At 66.9% G+C, this 20529-nt stretch carries 20 protein-coding genes, 1 tRNA gene and 1 other RNA gene; 9 read left to right on the forward strand and 13 right to left on the reverse strand.

Annotation, left to right across the window (positions count from 1 at the left end):
• Positions 1 to 16: 16 nt before the first annotated feature.
• Positions 17 to 490, reverse strand: coding sequence for a MarR family winged helix-turn-helix transcriptional regulator (locus AC1DF4_RS15805; protein ID WP_476913768.1), 474 nt, complete (start codon positions 488 to 490; stop codon positions 17 to 19).
• A gap of 80 nt (positions 491 to 570) precedes the next feature.
• On the opposite strand from AC1DF4_RS15805, the gene AC1DF4_RS15810 reads away from it, so the two are divergent.
• Both AC1DF4_RS15810 and AC1DF4_RS15815 read left to right on the forward strand, forming a co-directional pair.
• Positions 571 to 804, forward strand: coding sequence for a hypothetical protein (locus tag AC1DF4_RS15810; protein WP_441405693.1), 234 nt, complete (start codon positions 571 to 573; stop codon positions 802 to 804).
• Between the two features lie 240 nt (positions 805 to 1044).
• Complete coding sequence (locus AC1DF4_RS15815) at positions 1045 to 1170, forward strand: hypothetical protein (protein WP_476913769.1); 126 nt, start codon at positions 1045 to 1047, stop codon at positions 1168 to 1170.
• A 118-nt stretch (positions 1171 to 1288) separates the two neighbouring features.
• Here the strand turns inward: AC1DF4_RS15815 and AC1DF4_RS15820 are convergent, their stop codons facing one another.
• The 5 genes from AC1DF4_RS15820 to ffs form a co-directional block, all read right to left on the reverse strand.
• Positions 1289 to 2647, reverse strand: a complete 1359-nt coding sequence (locus AC1DF4_RS15820) for an aspartate kinase (protein WP_476913770.1) — start codon at positions 2645 to 2647, stop codon at positions 1289 to 1291.
• Between the two features lie 284 nt (positions 2648 to 2931).
• A complete protein-coding gene (locus AC1DF4_RS15825; protein ID WP_476913771.1) occupies positions 2932 to 3546 on the reverse strand; it encodes a GNAT family N-acetyltransferase in 615 nt (204 codons plus the stop codon).
• A gap of 17 nt (positions 3547 to 3563) precedes the next feature.
• Entirely contained in the window at positions 3564 to 4163 is a 600-nt protein-coding gene (gene recR / locus AC1DF4_RS15830) for a recombination mediator RecR (RefSeq protein ID WP_069950546.1), read from the reverse strand.
• A gap of 51 nt (positions 4164 to 4214) precedes the next feature.
• Positions 4215 to 7340, reverse strand: a complete 3126-nt coding sequence (locus tag AC1DF4_RS15835; protein ID WP_476913772.1) for a DNA polymerase III subunit gamma and tau — start codon at positions 7338 to 7340, stop codon at positions 4215 to 4217.
• Positions 7341 to 7367: 27 nt separating this feature from the next.
• An RNA gene (gene ffs, locus AC1DF4_RS15840) (signal recognition particle sRNA small type) lies at positions 7368 to 7464 on the reverse strand.
• Between the two features lie 225 nt (positions 7465 to 7689).
• Between ffs and AC1DF4_RS15845 the strand changes: the two genes are divergently transcribed.
• Positions 7690 to 7774, forward strand: a tRNA-Ser gene (locus AC1DF4_RS15845).
• Between the two features lie 135 nt (positions 7775 to 7909).
• Here AC1DF4_RS15845 and AC1DF4_RS15850 read toward each other — a convergent pair.
• Positions 7910 to 8821, reverse strand: a complete 912-nt coding sequence (locus AC1DF4_RS15850) for an oxygenase MpaB family protein (protein WP_476913773.1) — start codon at positions 8819 to 8821, stop codon at positions 7910 to 7912.
• A 357-nt stretch (positions 8822 to 9178) separates the two neighbouring features.
• On the opposite strand from AC1DF4_RS15850, the gene AC1DF4_RS15855 reads away from it, so the two are divergent.
• From AC1DF4_RS15855 to AC1DF4_RS15870, 4 genes are all read left to right on the forward strand, one after another.
• Entirely contained in the window at positions 9179 to 10540 is a 1362-nt protein-coding gene (locus tag AC1DF4_RS15855; RefSeq protein ID WP_476913774.1) for a M23 family metallopeptidase, read from the forward strand.
• A 108-nt stretch (positions 10541 to 10648) separates the two neighbouring features.
• Positions 10649 to 11134 carry a glutathione peroxidase gene (locus AC1DF4_RS15860; RefSeq protein WP_476913775.1) on the forward strand — a complete coding sequence of 162 codons (486 nt, stop codon included), beginning with the start codon at positions 10649 to 10651 and terminating at the stop codon, positions 11132 to 11134.
• 224 nt (positions 11135 to 11358) lie between these two features.
• Positions 11359 to 12570, forward strand: coding sequence for a formaldehyde dehydrogenase, glutathione-independent (gene fdhA, locus AC1DF4_RS15865; RefSeq protein WP_476913776.1), 1212 nt, complete (start codon positions 11359 to 11361; stop codon positions 12568 to 12570).
• Between the two features lie 196 nt (positions 12571 to 12766).
• Positions 12767 to 13708 (forward strand): phosphodiesterase, encoded by a 942-nt coding sequence (locus AC1DF4_RS15870; RefSeq protein ID WP_476913777.1) that lies wholly within the window; start codon positions 12767 to 12769, stop codon positions 13706 to 13708.
• 31 nt (positions 13709 to 13739) lie between these two features.
• Here AC1DF4_RS15870 and AC1DF4_RS15875 read toward each other — a convergent pair whose 3' ends face one another.
• Both AC1DF4_RS15875 and AC1DF4_RS15880 read right to left on the reverse strand, forming a co-directional pair.
• A complete protein-coding gene (locus AC1DF4_RS15875; protein WP_476913778.1) occupies positions 13740 to 15374 on the reverse strand; it encodes a stealth family protein in 1635 nt (544 codons plus the stop codon).
• Between the two features lie 123 nt (positions 15375 to 15497).
• Positions 15498 to 16412: a hypothetical protein gene (locus AC1DF4_RS15880; protein WP_476913779.1), complete on the reverse strand. Its 915-nt coding sequence runs from the start codon at positions 16410 to 16412 to the stop codon at positions 15498 to 15500.
• 179 nt (positions 16413 to 16591) lie between these two features.
• On the opposite strand from AC1DF4_RS15880, the gene AC1DF4_RS15885 reads away from it, so the two are divergent.
• Complete coding sequence (locus tag AC1DF4_RS15885) at positions 16592 to 16891, forward strand: type II toxin-antitoxin system VapB family antitoxin (RefSeq protein ID WP_120954228.1); 300 nt, start codon at positions 16592 to 16594, stop codon at positions 16889 to 16891.
• Positions 16884 to 17564, forward strand: a complete 681-nt coding sequence (locus AC1DF4_RS15890) for a LytR C-terminal domain-containing protein (RefSeq protein WP_476913780.1) — start codon at positions 16884 to 16886, stop codon at positions 17562 to 17564. The genes AC1DF4_RS15885 and AC1DF4_RS15890 overlap by 8 nt, the downstream gene beginning before the upstream one ends.
• Positions 17565 to 17598: 34 nt before the next feature.
• Here AC1DF4_RS15890 and AC1DF4_RS15895 read toward each other — a convergent pair whose 3' ends face one another.
• The 4 genes from AC1DF4_RS15895 to AC1DF4_RS15910 all read right to left on the reverse strand — a co-directional run bounded on the left by AC1DF4_RS15895 (position 17599) and on the right by AC1DF4_RS15910 (position 20497).
• Positions 17599 to 18237 carry a TetR/AcrR family transcriptional regulator gene (locus tag AC1DF4_RS15895; RefSeq protein ID WP_476913781.1) on the reverse strand — a complete coding sequence of 213 codons (639 nt, stop codon included), beginning with the start codon at positions 18235 to 18237 and terminating at the stop codon, positions 17599 to 17601.
• Positions 18238 to 18291: 54 nt separating this feature from the next.
• Positions 18292 to 19023: a DsbA family oxidoreductase gene (locus tag AC1DF4_RS15900; protein WP_476913782.1), complete on the reverse strand. Its 732-nt coding sequence runs from the start codon at positions 19021 to 19023 to the stop codon at positions 18292 to 18294.
• Between the two features lie 74 nt (positions 19024 to 19097).
• Positions 19098 to 19634 (reverse strand): N-acetyltransferase family protein, encoded by a 537-nt coding sequence (locus AC1DF4_RS15905; protein WP_476913783.1) that lies wholly within the window; start codon positions 19632 to 19634, stop codon positions 19098 to 19100.
• Entirely contained in the window at positions 19631 to 20497 is an 867-nt protein-coding gene (locus AC1DF4_RS15910; RefSeq protein WP_476913784.1) for a sugar phosphate isomerase/epimerase family protein, read from the reverse strand. Before AC1DF4_RS15910 ends, AC1DF4_RS15905 begins: the two co-directional genes overlap by 4 nt.
• Positions 20498 to 20529 lie beyond the last annotated feature (32 nt).

Raw genomic sequence — 20529 nt, forward strand, 5'->3', positions numbered from 1 at the left:
CTGTGTTTTGCCCAGTCTACCGCCGGGGCGGGCCCCCGGGGACGGTGTTCGTGGCCGCAATCAGATCCATCATGGCGGCATGCAGATGGGTGACCTGTTCGCGGGTCAGGCCCAGCCGGTCCATCATGGTTCCCGGCACGGCCGTGGCCTGTTGCCGGAGCGCTGCGCCCTGCGGGGTCAGGCCCACGGCAAGGGTCCGTTCGTCGCTGGGGACACGCTGGCGGGTGATGAACCCGGCCGTCTCCAGGCGGCGCAGCAGGGGCGAGATGGTCGCCGGTTCCTGGGCGAGGGCGTCGCTGATGTCTCGAACGGAACGTGGACTGGATTCCCAGAGGCACAGCATCACGAGGTACTGGGGATGGGTCAGTCCGAGCTTGTCCAGCACGGGTTTGTACGCGCCGACGACGCTGCGCGAGGCCACAGTGAGGGCGAAGCAGAGTTGGTGTTCCAGCAGGAGGTCGTCCTGGGTTTCTTCGGTCACATCTGTCATGTGGGCCCTCCCTAGATAGTTAGTGCACTAATCATTAGCGTACACTGAATGGAACGTCCCGTTCAGAGGAGTGGATAGTGATGGCAGAGGAAAGCACCGCAAACGCCTCCCAGAGGTTCATGCACAGGATGGGCAAGCTCCGGATGATTTTCGGACCGGCCAACCGCAGCGCCCTTGGGCACGAGATGACCGAGCAGAACCGGCAGCTGCTGGCCCAGCGCGAAGCCGAAACCCTGCAGTGGGAAACACTCCGCCGCCCCGACGGCAGCACATATGTTGTGCCCCGCGACCCGGGGGACAAGTCGCTGCGGTAGATGTACACGGCCCGGCCCAGGCTGGGATTCCCACCCGCCGGCGGCCATTCCTTTTCCCGCCGTCGGGCGTAAAATGAGGGCACTGGCACAGCCGTTCCGTATGACTCGAAGGCTGGAGAGGGGGTGGGAATTGTGGCACTTGCTCTGAGAAAAGCTGCACTGAGACAGCACCTGCACCCGTCCTCATGGGCACGCTTCCTTTTCGGCCCTGCCTCGAGGGGAGATACCGCCGCGCCGGTCGTGCACAAACATGACGACTACGAGCACGCCTCCGAAACGGACCTTGCCGGTTTCGAAGTGGAGACCGACGCGCAGGGACATCGCTACGCGGTCCGGAAGGAAGACCTCCCCAAAGAGGAAGTCTGAACCGGGCCCGCAGGGACATAAAACGCGCGGGTCCCAACAAGAGCGGACATGGCAAAGGGAGCGGCGGACGCCGCTCCCTTTGCCAGTTGAGCCTTGGTGCTACACCAGGCGGGGCGGCTCAGCGGCCGGTGCCGCCATAAACCGTGGCCTCGTCTTCACTGTCCAGGTCGAAGGCCCGGTGAATCGCACGCACGGCGTCGTCCAGAAGGTCAGCGTGCGTGACGACGGAAATCCGGATCTCAGACGTGGAAATCATGTTGATGTTGATCCCGGCCTCCGAAAGTGCCGCGAAGAACCGCGCCGAGACGCCCGGGTGGGAGCGCATGCCGGCGCCGATCAGCGACAGCTTGCCGATCTGCTCGTTGTACTCGATGCTCTCGAAGCCGATCCGGTCCTGCGCGGCATGCAGGGCGGCCAGGGCGTCGGCGCCTTCCACGATCGGCAGCGTGAACGAAATGTCGGTCCGGCCGGTGCCGTGGGTGGAGACGTTCTGGACGATCATGTCGATGTTCGAGTGCGCATCGGCGATGACCTGGAAGATCGCGGCGGCCTTGCCGGGGATATCGGGAACCCCGACAACGGTGACCTTGGCCTCGGAACGGTCGTGTGCAACTCCGGAGATGATTGGCTGCTCCAAGGCGACTCCCTCTTGCGTTGTGATCTTGTCGTCGGCGCCGGGCAGGACCCAGGTGCCTTCGTTCTGGCTGAATGAGGAACGGACGTGCAGGGGCACACCGAAACGGCGCGCGTACTCGACGCAGCGCAGGTGCAGGATCTTGGCGCCGGACGCCGCAAGCTCGAGCATTTCCTCGCTGGAGATCCGGTCAATCTTACGGGCGGACGGCACAACGCGCGGATCGGCGGTGTAGATCCCGTCGACGTCGGTGAAGATCTCGCACACATCGGCGTCGAGGGCGGCGGCCAGCGCCACCGCCGTCGTGTCCGAGCCGCCGCGGCCCAGGGTCGTAACTTCGTTGGTGGTCCGGCTCATGCCTTGGAATCCCGCGACGATCGCAACATGCCCCTTGTCCAGGGCGGTGCGGATGCGGTGCGGGTCGACGTCGATGATCCGGGCCTTGCCGTGGATGCCGTCGGTGATCATGCCGGCCTGGGATCCGGTGAAGGACTGGGCCGAGGCGCCGAACTTATTGATGGCCATGGCGAGCAGTGCCATGGAAATACGTTCCCCGGCGGAAAGGAGCATGTCCATTTCTCGGGCCGGGGCAGAATCGGTGACCTGCGATGCGAGGTCCAGGAGCTCATCGGTGGTGTCGCCCATGGCAGACACAACCACGACCACCTCGTCGCCGGCGTTCTGGGCATCCACGATCCGCCGGGCCACGCGCTTAATACCCTCCGCATCCGCCACGGAGGAACCGCCGAACTTCTTCACCACAAGGTGCTTCGTGGTGGTGGCAGAGACGGGCAGCTCCTGTGGCTGCGGTCCGGGGTGGACTTCGGTAGTGGGCAAACTCATGCGCGCACCCTCACTGGATCGGGGTTATGGGCCAAGCAACCAAACGGCGCGACGGCGTAACTTCTCCGGCCAGTTTATCGCCGTGGGGACCCGGTTGCTGAATTGTGACCGCATGCCAGACACCTGGGCTCCGGCTCCACGGGACATGCCCTCCGTCGCGGGCCACGACCGGACATGCGCTCCCGCCCGATTGCACATGCCCTCCGCCAGGACCGGGGGATGGACATGTTGGCACTATGTCCATCCCTGGGCGCGGGAGCTGGGCATGTCGAGTGCGGGAAGCGTCAGGGCAGTGGAGCGCCCGATTCGGTGGCCGTCCGGGGGCTGGTCGGACACGAGTCCCGGTCCAGTCTGTAGCGCCAGGACGCAAGGTTCTTGCCCGTTGTGTCCTGCTCGGAGGTGAAATGGCGGTCCTGCCGGAAGCCCATGCCCGCCAAGAGCCGTCTGGAGGGGAGATTGGGTTCATACACGCCGGCGAACACCGTTTGTGTTCCGCGTCGCTCGAACAGCCAGCTGACCAGGGCACTCGCTGCTTCGCGGCCCAGGCCGCGGCCGTGGTGGTCGGGATGGAGGACATACCCGAGGCTCCCGCAGTCGGCGGGGATCCTGCCCGACGCCGGCGGCTCAGCGGAGTTCCATGTCCTGCCGTCACCAATGACCTCGCCCGTCTCGCGGAGCTCAATGGCCCAGCCGAAGTTGAACCAATCCACACTGGACGATTCGGCGGCATCGACCAGTTGGACCAGTCTGACGAAGTTCTCCTCGGGACTCAGGGGACCGTGGGACAGATACTGCGTGGTCAGGGGATCGCCGCGGAACCGGAGGATCGCCGCGGCATCTTCGGCGGTCAGCGGCCGCAGCACCAGGCGTTCCGTGCGGATCGGGGCAGGCAGGGACATGGGTGGCCGGTCTCCGCTCAGCTCAGGGCGTTGCGGCGGCCTTCGAACGCGCGGCCCAGGGTGACCTCGTCGGCGTACTCGAGGTCTCCTCCCACGGGCAGGCCCGATGCCAGCCGGGTGACGGCGATGCCAATCGACTTGAGCATCCGCGCGAGGTAGGTCGCCGTGGCCTCACCCTCAAGGTTGGGGTCGGTGGCGATGATGATTTCCTGGATGGCGCCGTCGTTGAGCCGGGTGAGCAGTTCGCGGATCCGGAGCTGCTCCGGGCCTATGCCCGCAATGGGATTGATGGCCCCGCCCAGCACGTGGTAACGGCCGCGGAACGACCGGGTGCGTTCGACGGCGAGGACGTCCTTGGATTCCTCGACGACGCAGATGATCGAGGGGTCCCGGCGCGGGTCGCGGCAGATGTTGCAGAGTTCCTGCTCGGTCACGTTGCCGCACACCGTGCAGAATTTGACCCGTTCCTTGACCGTGGTGATGGCGTCCACGAGCCTTTTCATGTCCTGCGGGTCGGCCTCAAGGATGTGGAAGGCCAGCCGCTGGGCGGACTTGGGACCGACTCCGGGAAGGCGTCCGAGCTCGTCAATCAGCTCTTGAACTGCACCTTCGTACACAATGTCCTCGTTCGTTGGTGGTGGTGCCGGGCCGAGGGCCCGGCGGGGCGGCTAGAAGCGCGGCGGGAGCGGGCTTCCGTCCAGTGACCGCTCTTCCACGAGTTTTCCGCCCAGGATTCGTTCGACGGCGGCCCGTCCGAAGACGCCAGATTCCTCGATGGTTTCGTCGTCCGCGCTGGGGATGTCCTGGACATACGTGGTGGTGGTGGCAGCGGCGCGGGCCGGCGCCTTGGCACGTCCGGCTTCGGCTTCGGGGCTGTTGGACAGCCGTTGGTAGAGGCTTTGCCGGCCCGCAGGGGTTGGCGCAGCCGGAGATGCAGGGGCCGCAATTGTCGAAGGTGCTGCTGTGGCGAGTGCAGCGCTTGCTGAGGCTGAAGCCGGCGCGGCGCCGGCCGGGACCAACTCGGCGGAGTCTCCCCAGCCGTTCGACGAGGACTCCACTGGCTCATATGCGGCGGACGCCGACACTGCTGCGGCGTAGTGCGGGACCTGAGCCGCCGCGGGTTCGTAGTGCGGCGGTTCCGGCTCAGGGGTGGGCTCGGGCGTCGCAGACTCCTCCGGCCGGTGGCTCCCGACGTTGGAATCCGTGCCGATCGCCCAGATCCCTGGGGCCTCTTCAACAGCGCGGGCCCACGGGTCGTCGGCGGTGTCCGGCGCCTGGGGGGCAGGATCATTGGCCGGGGCCGGCTTTGACGCGGTGCGGGAGCGAGTCGGCGCGGCCTTCTTTTGGCCGACGGTGGTCGCGGGCGCAGCGGCCGGCTGGACGGACCGCACCACGGCAGGCGCCGACGGATCCCAGTCCATGGGCGGCTCCTCGTCCAGGGGCGGTGCGTCCTCGTCGCGCGGCGGGCCCCAGTCATCGTCCGGGTAGGCGTAGGATCCGGCGGCCTCAGACGACGCGTCTTGCCGTTCGTTTGCCGGAGCGGGGACGGGGGTTTCCGCGGGGGCAACAGTCCCCGGAGCGGGGGACGGCACCTGGGTAGCGGGTGCCCGGGGCGGGGCGACCGGAGAAGCGGGAGCCTGGGCGTCCGGGGAGGTCGCTGCAGCTGGAGGAGCCGGGGTGACGGGCGCGGTCGCTGCAGCCGGAGCCGACGGCGGCTGGGCGGCAGGCGCCGACTGCGGTGCCTCGGTGAGCGACGGGGTGGCTTGAACCGGGACATCGGCCGGGGGCAGACCCCAGTCAGCATCGGTGGGCGTGGCCGGGACATCCCGGCTAACGGGTGCTTTTGGGTTTGGCTCAGAGCTCGCTGAGCTGTTGCTTCCACTGGCCACTGCGGTGATTTGGCATTCGATGCCGATGGTCTTGTGGATCGCCTGCCGCAGGTTCTCGGAGTGGTCCGCCCGGCCGAACGCCCCGGCCAGCCCGGAGGTGGTGAAGGCGAGCGTCAGGACGTGGTCCTCGAAGTGGCCCACCTGGGCATTCGGTTCGACGAGGGCCCAGGTGCTCCGTTTGATCTTGGTCAGCGTCTGCAGGATCTCCGGCCAGGCGCGGCGGAGGACCTCGACGTCGGGACCGGACCCGGCGCCGGACACCGCGGCGGGCGCCGCCGCAGGAGCCGAAGGGGCCGGCTGGTTCTGGATCGGTGCTGCAGGCGCCGGGGCGGACGGGGCGGGCGCGGACGGGGCAGGTGCCGCCGGCGCCGTGCCGGAGGGCGCCGTGCTGGAGGGTGACGCAACGGGCGCCGGAGCCGGCCGCACGGGCGCGGAAGCCTGGGGAGCCGTGGCCCGCCCGGAAGTCGCACGGTTGGCTGCGGCGGGCACATCGACAGGCCAGTCGCCGGTGCTGACGCGCGGCGGGGTGAGCGTTTCCCGGGCCGGTTCGGCGTCGCGCTCCGGTGCCAAGTCAGGGGTGGCGGCAACCGGAGCGGCCGCTGCCGGAACCGAAGCCGCCGGGGCGGCCGCTGCCGGAATCGAAGCCGCCGGGGCTGCCGCCGCCGGAACCGGAGCCGGAGCTGCCGGAGCTGCCGGAGCAGACGGTGCCGCAGCGGGAGCACCGACGTCGTTGCCGGCGTAATTCAGGCGGCGTTCCACACGGTCGATGCGGGCGGCAATGCCCCGCTCGGTCTGCTCGGAGGACGGCAGCAGAATGCGGGCGCACAGCAGTTCGAGGTGCAGCCGTGGCGAGGTTGCGCCGGTCATCTCGGTCAGGGCGGTGTTGGTGACATCCGCTGCCCGGGACAGCTCTGCCGCACCAAGGTTGTGGGCCTGGTTTTGCATGCGCGCGATCTGGTCCGCGGGCATGCCGCGGAGGATCGACTGGGCGCTTTCCGGCATGGCCTGGACGATGATGAGATCCCGGAAGCGCTCAAGCAGGTCCTCCACGAAACGGCGGGGGTCATGTCCGGTCTGGATGACGCGGTCCACCGCGCGGAACACGGTGGCGGCGTCGGAGGCAGCCACGGCCTCCACGACGTCGTCGAGGAGGGAGGCGTGGGTGTAGCCCAGCAGGGCGACGGCGAGTTCGTAGTCCAGGCCGTTTGGTCCGGCGCCGGCCATGAGCTGGTCCAGGACGGAGAGCGAGTCACGGACGGAACCGCCGCCGGCGCGGATGACGAGCGAGAGCACGCCGGGCGCCACGGGGACGTTCTCCTGCGTGCAGAGCAGCTCGAGGTAGGCCATGAGCGGCTCCGGCGGCACCAGCCGGAACGGGTAGTGGTGCGTGCGGGAGCGGATGGTTCCGATGACCTTGTCCGGCTCCGTGGTGGCGAAGATGAACTTGATGTGTTCCGGCGGTTCTTCGACGATCTTGAGCAGGGCGTTGAAGCCGGCGGACGTGACCATGTGGGCCTCGTCAATGATGAAGATTTTGTAGCGGTCCCGGACAGGGGCGTAGGTGGCGCGTTCGCGGAGATCGCGGGCGTCGTCCACGCCGCCGTGGCTGGCGGCGTCGATTTCGATGACGTCCAGGGATCCGGAGCCGCCGCGGGCGAGCTCGACGCAGCTGGGGCACTTGCCGCAGGGGGTGTCCGTGGGGCCCTCGGCACAGTTCAAGCAGCGGGCGAGGATGCGGGCCGAGGTGGTTTTTCCGCAACCGCGCGGGCCCGAAAAGAGGTAGGCGTGGTTCACGCGGTTCTTGCGCAGGGCCGTCATCAACGGCTCGGTGACGTGTTCCTGCCCGATAACGTCCGCGAACGAATCGGGGCGGTATCTACGGTAAAGAGCGGTAGTAACAGTCACAGCTAAACCCTACCAATCGGCACAGACATAAAAGACCCCTCATGCACCCGCCAGAGCCCATTTACCCTTGCTACCTTCCGGTCCTGGGGGAGTTCAACAGGATGACGCCACATGAGGGGCCGTCAGCAAGTTTACCCGACGATCGAGTGTGCCCCGAATCGTGCACTTTTGGCCCCGGAATTCCCGGCGGACATGCCCATTTTTGCCTGCCGGGAGTGGGCATGGCAGGAGTATGTCCATCGGTCGCGTTGGGGGCGGGGCATGTCCCGTGGTGCGGGGGCTGAGGGCCAATTGGGCGATGCCGGGAAGTTCAGGTAGTCTAGTATCTGCTTTTGATTCAGAAGCTACTGGAGAATTCGCCTAGCGGCCTATGGCGCACGCCTGGAACGCGTGTTGGGTTAACGCCCTCGGGGGTTCAAATCCCCCATTCTCCGCGGTTGGCCCCGGTCCCTTGGACCGGGGCCTTTTTGCATCCCGAACAGGTCCCGGGATGGGGGTTATAGGACAAAATGTGTGTTTGCCCCGGGATTGCCGGCCCGTCCCGACCCCGGACCCGGACCGGTCAGTCCTCAGGCCCGGTAGCCCAGCCTGCGGAGCCGGGCCCGGGCAGCCTGCTCGCTCGGTCCCATCCGGCCCAGGGCAAGATGGACGACGCCGAGCGTCACCCTGGTGGCCAGGCGCACAGGCAAGGGAAGAGGGCCCAGCCGCGCGGTCCGGAGGCCCAGCAGCTCGCGGTATTTGGGCTCGAGGCTCAACACGGCCGCCGCGAACAGTACCCGGTAGCCCGGCCTAAGCGCGGGGTGGAGCGGCGGATTACGGATGAACGCCACCGTCTCGGCGACTCTTTCGTCGGAACGGAGCTCGCCGGCGTCGTACCACTGGTCCAGCTGACGTCGCATGGCCTCCTCACTGCGCGGCGGGGACTCCACGCCCATCAGCTCGCCGGCTTGCGCCCACTCACGCACGTAGGCATCGGGTCCGCCCGGGATCGTCCGGCCCCAGATCTTGTGCGCCGAGAGGAACGCGTCGGTGAATGCGATATGGACCCAGCGGAGCAGTTCCGGATCATTCGCCGTGTAGCTCCGGGGAACCCCGTGCCCGTCCACATAGTCCCCGCGCACCGATTCGTGCAGCCGGAGCACCCAGTCGGAGGCTGCCCGGGCCGCGGCAGTTGATCCATAGGACACCGTGAAGATCCAGCGGATGGTTCCCGCAAGCCGCCCCAGCGGATCCTCGCGGAATCGGGAGTGGTCATGGACGCCGGCCAGAGCGCCGGGATGGAGCGCCTGCATCAGTAGGGCCCGAATGCCCGCCACAATCGTCGGCATGTCCCCATGCACGGCCCAGACCGCGGAACCTGGCCGGTGGTAGCCAGGGTCGTCGCCTTCCGCCAGCCGCGGCACCCAATCCGGGACGGCGTCCCGGGTCCCGGTAAACGCATGCTTGAGTTCGGCCTGCCATTCCCTAAGGAAGTTACGCATACTCCATTCTCGCCCACCGCTGCCATGCCCGGTACTTGCCACGATACCCAGTACTACTGGGCCACCACTTGAGTTTGAAAGGGGTAGCTTTTACGGTTCCCAGTGCCACCCGATTGTGGTCCCATAGGAACGTGAGTCCGCGAAATGGGGGACTGGCGGACAGAATGCAGGAGTCACGTCGTGGGAAAACACTGGGGAAACTCATCGAGTGAGCAGGCAGTCAGAGCGCGCATCGTTGCTGTGCGCTGTTTGTCCGGGAGCTTCTGCCTTTCGCTGGCGGTTCTGACCTTTGGAGTTCAGGGCCTGTCCGGCATAGGACCGGCTGTTGCGCCGTCCCCGTCACTGGCCTCCGGCGTTGTGGGACCGGGCGTCCTGGACCCGGGAACCACCGGCGCTCCCACCGGCCCGGGCGTTGAGGCCGTGGCCCCGTCAACTTTCACGGCAGACGCCCTGGCGCTCGTGGCCTACACCCGGTCCACGGTCGAGACGACCTCCAAAGACGGCGTTCCAGGTGAACTCAACGTAGCGTCCGCCGGGCTGAGGCGGCCGGCAGAGGGCTTTCTCATGGCGCCCCTCGAATTCCTTTCGGAGTCCTCGCCTTTCGGGCTGCGGACCAGCCCCATCACAGGGTCATCGGGTGAATTTCACTGGGGGCAGGACTACGCCGCGGCCTGTGGCACCCGGGTTTATTCAGCAGACTCCGGAGTTGTGCGCGCAGTCGGCTGGCACCCGTGGGGTGGCGGAAACCGCGTAGAAATCGACCACGGCAACGGGCTCATCACCACCTACAACCACCTGGAAGCGATCGCCGTCAAGAAAGGGGACTCGGTTCGGGTGGGCGAGGTCATTGCCCGGGTGGGGACCACGGGATCGTCCACCGGCTGCCACCTGCATTTTGAGACCATCCTGAACGGCTCCCACAAGAACCCCCACGACTGGACGCTGTTGCCGATCACGCAGACTGACCAGTTGGGCACCATCGACATGACCAGCTACGCACCCGAGGCCGGCAAGCCATCCAACACTTCCCTCGGCTGGGCCATTCCGGTGTCCGAAGACGGGACGCACGTGGTGGCCGGCGGAGCCCACGAATCACCCGCCTCGGCGTGGCCGAGCACGCCGCCCTCCGAGTCGACCACGCCCACTCCGCCTTCAGGGGACGCCCTGTCGCCGACGAAGACGCGGTCGGACACGCCAACGCCTGAACCCAGCCAGCCGCCGAGCGGATCCCCAGGGGGAACCACGGCGCCGGGAGATTTCCTGCTGCCGAGTGACACCCCGTCCCCAAGCGACCCCCCGCCGCCCGGCACTACATCGCCGCCACCTGCGGAAACCCCGACGTCGACTCCGTCACCGGAGCCCACCGCGCCGCCAGTGCCGCCCCCGTCCGTTGTGGAACCTGCGCCGCCGCCTCCCGTTGAGGAACCTGTGCTGCCACCGCCACCACCCACGTTGGCGCCCACCGGAGATCCCGCGCCGCCGCCCCCGCCTCCGCCGCCGCCGCCTCCGCCCGTCGTGGAACCTGCGCCGCCCCCGCCCGTCGTGGAACCTGCGCCGCCACCTCCGCCCGTCGTGGAACCTGCGCCGCCACCTCCGCCCGTCGTGATACCTGCGCCGCCACCACCGCCGGCGCCGGAGCCCACGTTGGCACCGGCACCGCCCACCCAGTCCACTGAACCGTCGGCGCCCATTGACCCGTCGTTGACGCCCGGACCGTAGCAGGCATAAACCCATACACTCGCGCGTTGGTCTCGAATGACTATCGGAACTAATCCCGGACACCGTTCCGGACACGATCTTCACTCCGACTTCGCGAGGAACCCACCCATGACCTCTCTCCACGGCATTCCCCTCACTTTGATAGATGGAACGGACACCGACTTTGGCCGCTTCAAGGGCGAAGTGGTGTTGGTGGTGAACGTTGCGTCCCAGTGTGGGTTCACACCGCAGTACGCAGGACTTGAGGCACTGCACAACAAGTTCCGCGATCAGGGCTTTCAGGTCCTGGGCGTCCCGTGCAACCAGTTCGCAGGCCAGGAGCCTGCCGCAGACCCCGAGATCGCCGAATTCTGCGAACGGAACTTCGGCGTCACTTTCCCGCTTACCACCAAGGCGAATGTCCGCGGCAGGAAGCAGCACCCGCTCTACGCCGAGCTCACCAAGTTCAGGAACGGCGTCCTGCCGGGATTGGTGAAATGGAACTTTGAGAAGTTCCTGGTGAACCGCGACGGCGTCGTAGTGGCCCGTTTCGCGCCGACTGTGGAGCCGGACGCGCCGGACGTGATTGAGGCGGTTCAGTCGGCTCTCAGCTGAGAGCCGGCTCCCAGACCGCAAGGGGACAAGGGCCCCTATCCCTAAGCATGCTTCCCGCCTAGACTGGCCGGACCTTCCAAGAAAATGGGGCACGCCCACGTCCCCGACGCGCGTCTGCGCGCCGGCCGGACTGCCGTCGAACGCCCGGGGAAGGTACATCAGCACGCTTCGGAAATCACAACTGGACACTCTTATTGGGGGTCCGTGTAACCAGGAGGAAAGTGATGACAGGGAACAAAGCCGTTGCCTACAAAGGGCCGGGCAAGGTCGAACTGATCGACATTGACTACCCCACCTTCGAACTTAAAGACGGCCCCGGGGTCAACCCCGCGAACGTAGGGCGCCCGGTGCGCCATGGAGTGATCCTCAAAACCGTCGCCACTAACATTTGCGGCTCGGACCAGCACATGGTCCGTGGCCGCACCACCGCGCCTTCCGACTTGGTACTTGGCCACGAAATCACCGGCGAGGTGGTGGAGGTCGGGCCCGACGTCGAGTTCATCAAGGTGGGGGACATCTGTTCCGTACCCTTCAACATCGCCTGCGGACGCTGCCGGAACTGCAAGGAGCGCAAGACCGGCATTTGCCTGAACGTCAACCCGGCCCGCCCCGGTGCGGCCTACGGGTATGTGGACATGGGCGGCTGGGTCGGCGGCCAGGCCAACTACGTCCTCGTGCCGTACGCGGACTGGAACCTGCTGAAGTTCCCGGACAAGGACCAGGCCCTCGAGAAGATGATGGACCTGACGATGCTGTCAGATATCTTTCCGACCGGCTTCCATGGCGCCGTCACCGCCGGCGTCGGAGTCGGCTCCACGGTCTACATCGCGGGAGCGGGCCCGGTCGGGCTGGCCGCGGCGACCAGTGCCCAGCTGCTGGGCGCCGCCGTCGTGATTGTCGGGGACCTGAATGCGGACCGGCTGAAGCAGGCGCGGAGCTTCGGCTGTGAAACCGTCGACCTGTCCCAGGGCGGGCCCGCCGAGCAGATCGAGCAGCTCCTGGGCGTCCCGGAAGTCGATTGCGGCGTCGACGCCGTCGGGTTCGAGGCCAAGGGTCACGGCCATGACGCCAAGGAAGCTCCGGCAACGGTGCTCAACTCGCTGATGGAGATCACGGCGGCTGGCGGAGCGCTCGGCATCCCCGGGCTCTACGTCACCGGGGATCCGGGCGGCATCGATGAGGCGGCCAAGAAGGGTGCACTCTCACTCAGCCTGGGCACCGGCTGGGCCAAGTCGCTGAGCTTCACCACGGGCCAGTGTCCGGTGATGAAGTACAACCGCCAGCTGATGATGGCGATCCTGCATGACAAGGTCCAAATCGCCAAGAACGTCAACGCGAAGGCGATCGCGCTGGAGGATGCGCCGAAGGGTTACGCGGAGTTCGATGCCGGCGCGGCCACGAAGTACGTGCTGAACCCTAACGGCTACCTGAGCTAGCCGCCAGGTACCTGAGTAAGCAAGGTCGGGCGGACACATACCGGGGCAGGTATGTGTCCGCCCGATTACTCGTTGTTGCCGTTTTTTCAAACATGCCTACTGGAGTTTGCACATTGTTGGCCGAATGTCTGATTGGATAGATATTACTGAGAGGGAAGTTGGGGGCTACCGCCCCCACCCAACCAGGAAGGTAGCAATGGAGCCCATCGAGGCCGAGCACCCCCGGCCACGTCATTTTCTACTCCATCTGAGTGACCCCCATCTGCTGGGAGGTACGGCACCGCTGCATGGTGTGGTCGACAGCGACGCCCTGCTCGAACAACTCTTCGACGAAGTGCTGGCTTCCGGCGCGCGCCCCGAAGTTGTGATCTTCACCGGCGATCTCGCCGATCAGGGGGAGCCCGAGGCCTACGCAAAGCTGCGGGCCATCGTGGAGCCCGCCTGCCAGGCGCTGGGCGCGAAGGTCATCTGGGCGATGGGAAACCACGACAACCGGGAGAACTTCCGCACCGGCCTGCTGGATCTGCCGGCTGACGATGCTCCCGTGGACCACACGTACTTCATCAACGGGTTGCGGATCATCACCCTCGACACCTCTGTCCCGGGCTTCCACCACGGCGAGCTGAGCATTGAACAGCTGGAGTGGCTTGAGGCCGAACTCGCCACCCCCGCGCCGGACGGAACGATCCTTGCCCTGCACCACCCGCCGGTGCCCTCGGTCCTGGACCTCGCCGTCCTGGTGGAGCTGCGGCACCAGGCGGCACTGGCCGGAGTCCTGCGGAACTCCGACGTCCGGGCCATCCTGGGAGGCCACCTGCACTACTCGACGACGGCGACCTTCGCCGGGATCCCGGTCTCCGTCGCGTCAGCCACCTGCTACACGCAGGACCTCAACGTAGAGGTAGGCGGAACCCGCGGACGCGACGGCGGCCAGGCGTTCAACCTCGTCCATGTCTACGAACACACGGTTGTGCATTCCGTGGTTCTCCTCGGCGACACCCCGGCGGTCGGCGAGCTCGTCACCGCAGCGGAGACGCAGCGGAGGATCTCGGCGGCAGGAATCCGGATCCCCCACAAGGCGAAGCTCGAGGACCCGGCCAGGACCCTGGGCAACCGCCGGCTGACCACCAGCAACTGACCGCCGGCCGCTGGCGGCTGCTTCTGTAAGGCTACTTTTCCCAGGGAGCCTTGATCGGGTAGTACTTCTCCAGGAAGTCCGTCACGATTTCGGCCCTTTCCTCGGCCGCGACCTCGGGGAAGCTGCCGTCATTGAGGCAGAAGAAGTCCATGTTCCGCTTGGCGAGCAGCTTGGGCAGGTAGTTGAGCCCTGCCCTGGCGGTGGTGTCCACATAACGCACCTTGGCCGCCGTCTGGGTGACGGCCCGGCCGGTCAGCAGGGCGTAGTAGTGGTAGAACGAGTTGGTCACCGAGATGTTGTCCGCCGCGCGGAACGTGCTGGCTGCCGTCTTGGCGAACTCCGCTGGGAATTCCTGCTCCATTGTGGCCACGACGCTGCGGCGCAGCGGAGCGGCCGTGTGTTCGAGGTGCCGGGTGGTGATCCGGCCGAAGCGGTCCCAGAGCAGTTTGCGGTTCACCCGGGCTGCATTCTCGAAACCGCTGCGCTCGGCGTCGTTGTCCCCGAGCCCGATCCGGGTTTCCGCCTCGATGAACTTCGTGATGCCGCCGGGTGTGAAGAACATGTCCGGTCCGACGGCGCGGCCGAAGAACATGTCGTCGTTCGAGTACAGGAAATGCTCGGACAGGCCGTCGATGTGGTGGAGCTGGCACTCCACGGCCTGCGAGTTGTGGGTGGGCAGTACGGAGGGGTCCGCGAAGAACTCCTCGCTGCGGACTATCGTGACGCCCGGGTGGTCGGCCAGCCAGGAGGGGGCGGGGGAGTCGGTGGCGATGAAGATCCGGCGGATCCAGGGCGCGAACATGTACACCGAGCGCAGCGCGTACTTGAGCTCGTCGATCTGCCGGAACCGGGCTTCGTGGTCGTCGCCTTCACCCACGACGACGCCGGCCATCCGCGCGCGCCGGGCCGCAATGTATTCCGGGGAGCTGCCGTCGACCCAGGAGAACACGAGATCGACATCGAAGCTGATGTCACTGGCGTGGTCCGCGAACATGTTCTCGATGGTGGGCCAGGTGCTACCGTAGCGTTCCACGGTTCCGCGGACGGCGTCCTGGGCCAGGAGCGTGCGGCGGGTCAGCGAGTTCTCGATCGGGAGGATCAGCTGGTCGCCTTCGAAACTCCACAGTTCCAGCTGCACGCCGGCTGAGGCGCCGAACTCAAAGCCGCCCTCCGGCTCGACCCGGGGACGGTACAGCCGGAAGATCCGGGACTGCCGGTTGAGGGAAAGCTCCCCGTCGGCCACGAGCACCGAGGACTTCTTCTTCGCGTCAACGCTCATCGAGTAGAAGGGCTCATCGTGGCAGGCCGCCACGAGCGCATCGCGGAGGTCCTTGCGGTCCTTCCAGTCCACGGCAATGACCGGCCGGTGGTTGTTCCCGCGGACCAGGAGATAGTCGAGGCCGGCGCCGTCAAGCACCGATCGGATGAACATCAGGTCCTCGACCATGGCCTGGTACGGCGTACGGTTCTCATTGATCAGCCCATACCGGCCCCGCCGGCGCACAACGTCCTGACGGGTCCGGAACCTCGCGACAGCAGCCGCGGAGGTGACCTCATCGTGGGCTTCTACCGATGCCTGGCTGCCGTAGTAGATCTCGTCCTGGACCAGTGAGTCTGTAATGTCGGTTCTCCGTGATTCTTTGCGTGAATGTGTCCCTGCTTGCATGATATCGCCCGCCCCAAAATCGCCGTGAGGATCCGCGGCTGAACGCCGCCGGTGTGGGCCGCAAGAGCCCTTCGTCCTGCCCCTGCAACCCTGCGTTCGCAGGGTGCTTCCCGCCCCGCCGGTTCAGCCGGCGAGGGCAGTTCGCCAGCCGCGCAGGAAGGCCGCCCCGGCGTCGTCGTGGATGATGTCCTCACCCAGCCCCAGATCCGCCGCGGTGAGCACCTCGTATGGTTTCACCGGGACACCGTCGGCCGGTCGGACGTCGACGTGTTTCACCGGATGGTCGTTGTGGTGCAGCCAGTCGGCCATGGCGTAGTCGGTGCGGGAGTCGCCCACGGTGCGCCAGGCCTGCGGGGTGACGCCCTGGGCCGCCAGCAGTTCCACGGCCCGGCTCGCGCCGAGGTCCTTGCCGAGCCGGACCGATTCGATGTCGGTGGAGATGATGGTCGGATCCACCCGGTAGTCAATCCGGTCATCGGAATCGGGGGCATGGTGGTCCAGCCGCACCACTCCCAGGCCATGCCGGCCCATCAGTTCCATGGCATCGGCGTCGAATAGTTGTTGCTCGTCCCGGTAGTCGGAGTTCTCGACCGAGATGTGCTGCTCCACGGAGACCATCGCCAGCTTGGTCTCGTCGAAGAACATGTGGCTGGCGTAGTCCTCGGCCACGAGCCGGCGGACGTCGTCGCCGAACGCCCGCGGGATGGCCAGGTCGTGATCGACGTGGACTGCGCCGGGGCCAGCGGAGGTGTAGCTGAACCAGACCGCGCCCTTCTCGCAGATGGCGTGGATGAGGATGTCTTCCGGCATCCCGGCGGCGATCATCGGCTCCATCACCTGCTCGCGGATGAACGCGGCGGAACGGCCGGTGTTGAAAATGACCGGGATTCCCGCCGCGGCCAGCGCCAGGAGGTCCGCGATGATCGCGGGCTGTACCGCGCGGGTGACGGGACTTGCCACGGGACCGTCGACGTCGAGCAGCAGTGCCAGGGGCGGGGCCGACGGCGAGTGGGAAGCTGGGGTCTCGGGAGGTGTCATGGCTCCATTCTCCCAGCCAGTAGGCATCTTTGCATGTGTTGTGGTCCGTGCCGCCGGCAAGGTTTTGACTGTGACAGCAAGGGCCGGACGGTGTGACAAATGGTTACCGTTTGGCTACAACCTCCCGGCGCGGGGAGTCGCGGATTCCTTTGGCAGTCCAAGTTACTTAGGCTTGCAGGGTGATATTCAAAGCCGTGGGCGAGGGACGCCCGTACCCCGACCATGGTTACAACACGCCCAAAGACTGGGCGGCCCTGCCGCCGCGGCCGGTCCGGCTGGACGAACTGGTGACCACCAAGCGCACGCTGGACCTTGAGGCGTTGCTGGCGGAGGACTCGACGTTCTTCGGCGATCTGTTCCCCCACGTCGTGGAGTACCGCGGCGTCCTGTACTTGGAGGACGGACTGCACCGGGCTGTCCGCACCGCGTTGCACCAGCGCACGGCGATCCACGCGCGCGTCCTGGTGATAAATGGCTAGGAAGCCGAAGGACGTCACCGTCCTGCACGGGCACCAGGTCATTTCCGGCGCGGATTTGCGCGCGACCTTCGTGGAGGATGAGGAACCGCGCGACAACCCTGTCAGGATGCGGAGGCGTATCCTGCACGGCGTGGTCCTGGTGCTGCTGCTCGGGCTGGTTGCCGCCGGAATCGTGGTTGCGATGGCAATCATGAACGGCCAGATCAAGATCCCGACGGCGGAGCGCAGCCAGGCTGCCGCGTCCGTCTGCCCGGAGGCGATGTATGACTACACCCCGCCGGAGAAGGTCAATCTCAACGTGTTCAACTCGACGTCCCGTCCGGGCTTGGCCCAATCCGTGGCCGACGAGTTCGCGGCCCGCAAATTCATGGTCGGGAACGTCGCCAACACGACGTCCAGCTACCGGGGAGTGGCGTTGATTGTGTCCGGCGCCGCAGGCCAGTCTGCGGCGTTCAGTGTCCAGCGCAACCTGCCCGGCTCGGACTACTTCCAGGACGCCCGGACGGACCCGAGCGTGGACGTCATTCTCACGGGAGACTTCAAGGAATTGGCCAAACCGGAACTGGTCGACCAGACGCCGGGCCAACTCACCTGCCCGCGCGAGGACCGGCGGATTGTGGACGAATCGGAGTGGCCCGTTCTGCCGACGGCGACGCCGGCTCCCGGCAGCTAGCTTTGTCCGCCCGGCACTCCGGGCCCACGCGGCGTCAGGAGTGCAGGCGGAGGGGACGGCCGTCGTCGTCGAACCGGGCGCCGGCGCCGAGCTGGACGAACTGCACGGTGCGGGCCAGCCGGGCTTCCGCCTCCGCGTCCTGGCCCGCACCGTCACCACGGGCGGCGCTGGAGGACAGGGTTCCGTGGATGAGCTGCGCGAGCTGGGTAATGTCCGCCTTCGGCAGGAAACCCTGGGCGACGCCGTCCCGCAGGATGCCCTGCAGGAGCACACTGAGTTCCCCGACGTGGTCGGCCAGCTTCGCGAACGACGCCGGGGACAGCACGGCGCCCATCGCGGGTCCTGGCGGCAGGTGGCGCCGGCTGAGGTCCTCGACCTGGGCCCTTACGTACAGGGCCAGGCGGTCCACCGGGTTCTCCAGCGAGTCCAGGGATTCGCGCAGGTCAACCAGGAACCGCTCGGTCTCGTCCAGCGCATAGGCGATCAGGAGCTCTTCGATGTCCGCGTAGTAGTTGTAGACCGCGGTGCGGCCGATCCGGGCGTGACGGGCGACGTCGGTCATGGTCAGCCCCGGCAGCCCATGGGTGAAGAGGAGCTCTCCGAATGCCGTCAGGATGCGGTGCTGGGTCTCGGCGCGTTGGGCGGCGTTGCTCGCGGCCGAAATCCTGGGCATACAGACACTTTAGCGCGATCTGTCAGCAAATCCGGTTGCGACGTCGGCGGGGCCTCAGACGGCGCAGCCGTCCGGACCGCAGGCTTCGCCGGTGGCGGCAGGTGCGGTACCGGCTTCGCCGCTGCCGGCCGCCCCCACCATCACCAGCGGCTGGCCTTCCTGCCACGCCTGCTCGAGGGCTGCGGTGAACGTCTCGGCCGGCTGGGCGCCGGAGAGCCCGAACTTCCGGTCGATCACGAAGAACGGGACACCGTTGATGCCAAGGGCCCGGCCCTCCTCGAAGTCCAGCCGGACGTCGTCGGCGTACTTGTCGGTGGTGAACAGTTCGTCCAGTTCGACGGCGTCGATCCCGAGGTCCAGGCCAAGCGAGGTGAGGTACTCCCGGCTGCCGATGTCCTTACCGTTCTCAAAGTGGTCGCTGAGCAGGCGTTCCTTCGCGGCGTCCTGTTTCCCGTGGGCCGCGGCCAGATGGATCAACCGGTGGGCGGTGAAGCTGTTGGCCACGACGACGTCGTCGAAGCGGTAGTTGAGCCCCTCGCCCCTGGCCTGCTCCGCCACGTGCGCGAACATTCCGGCGACCTGGGCCGGGGCCATGCCCTTGCGGGTGCTCAGGTAGTCCAGTTCGGTGCCGTCGTAGTGCTCCGGCAGCGACGGATCCAGCTGGTAGCTGCGCCACTGGACCTCGACGGAATCCCGGTGCGGGAAGGCAGCGAGGGCGGTTTCAAAGCGGCGCTTGCCGATGTAGCACCAGGGGCAGGCCACGTCGGACCAGATCTCAATCTTCATGCTGGTGTCAACCCCGCCGGGTGCGGCCCCATTCCCGGGCGGCCTGTCGGCTTGGTCACGGCGCGGCGGCTTGGTCACGGCGTAGCCGGGCGCTCCAGCACGAAGTCGTGTTCCACGGTGCTGCCGAGCCTGAACGATTTGGTGCCGACCTTGCGGAAGCCGGATTTTTCGTAGAAGCGGATGGCGCGGGCGTTAAGCTCGTTCACGCCGAGCCAGAGACCGCGGGCACCCGCCCCCGCGGCTTCGACGATGCTGGCGTGCATCAGCTCGGCAGCGGCGCCCAGCCCGTGGTGGTCCGGGTGGACGTAGCACTTGCTCAGCTCGGTTGACGGCAGGATGGTCAGGGCGGCGGCCACGTCCGGGTCCCCGGCGGGCCGGGCGGCGAGGAGGCTGTAGCCGCGGAGCCCGCCTTCGGCGTCGATCACGAGGATGGTGATGTCCGGATCGGCCAGGTAGGCGCGGAAGTTGTCCTCGCTGAGGGTGGCTGCGAGGTGCGCGGCGATGTCCGCCGCCGTCGAGCTGGGCGGGCAGGCCAGCGGGAAGGTGACGGCGGCGAGCCGGGCCAGCCTGCCGGCGTCGTCGGCTGTTGCTCTCCGGATTACGTGGGTCATACTCCATTGTCGCGGTACAGGCCGCGGAGGAAGGCCAATCCATTTTCGGCCAGCTGATCCTGGCTCGGGGCCAGCGGGCGCCAGATCGACGCCGCGACGGCAATGGCGGCATTTTCGACGGTGAAACTCTCGATGTTGAGTGGTCCCGCGTAGCCCACCTCATCGAGGACCTGCAGGAAGCCTTCCCAATCCGTCTGGTCCCCGCCGGGGGCGCCGCGGTCGTTTCCGCAGACCTGCACGTGCACCAGATGTTCCCCGGCGGCCCGGACGGCCGCAGCCACCGAGCGCTCCTCGATGTGAAGGTGGTAGGTGTCCAGCGCGAGGCCGACGCCGTTCCCGAGCAGGGGCTCCAGCGCCTCAAGCGCCTGCTCCACTGTGTTGATCAGCGACGTTTCGTACCTGTTCAGGGGTTCGATGCCCAGCACCACCCCCGAGTCCTGGGCGCGGGCCGCGACCGGCTGGAGGTTTCGGCGCAGCTCGGCGTAGGCGTCCCGCCGCTGGTCCCGCGACATCCGCCAGACCCTGCCGGTTTGGGCGTAGAAGGGTCCGCACACCGTCGGGGAACCGATGCTGCTGGCCATCGTGATGCAGTCGCCCAGGTAGGCCTGGGTCTTTTCCACGGAGGCTTGATCCGCGGCCACCAGGTCCCGCCCCGGCGCCATGGCTCCCACTACAAAAGGTTTCAGGCCGGTACCCGCAAGGGATTTGAGCACGGTGCCGGAAGAGAAGTCGCCCGCGTTTTCCAGCGGAAGTTCGACGGCGTCAAAACCCAGGCCCGCGATTTTCGCCAGCAGCCCGGGGAGGTTGGCGTCGGTCAAGGGGGATTCCCAGACCCACGTGCTGATTCCGGCCAGACGTGCCAAAATTGCCTTCTCCCATCTACTTGTCCTGCTGC

It is taken from the genome of Arthrobacter sp. 05N429 (assembly GCF_056397045.1).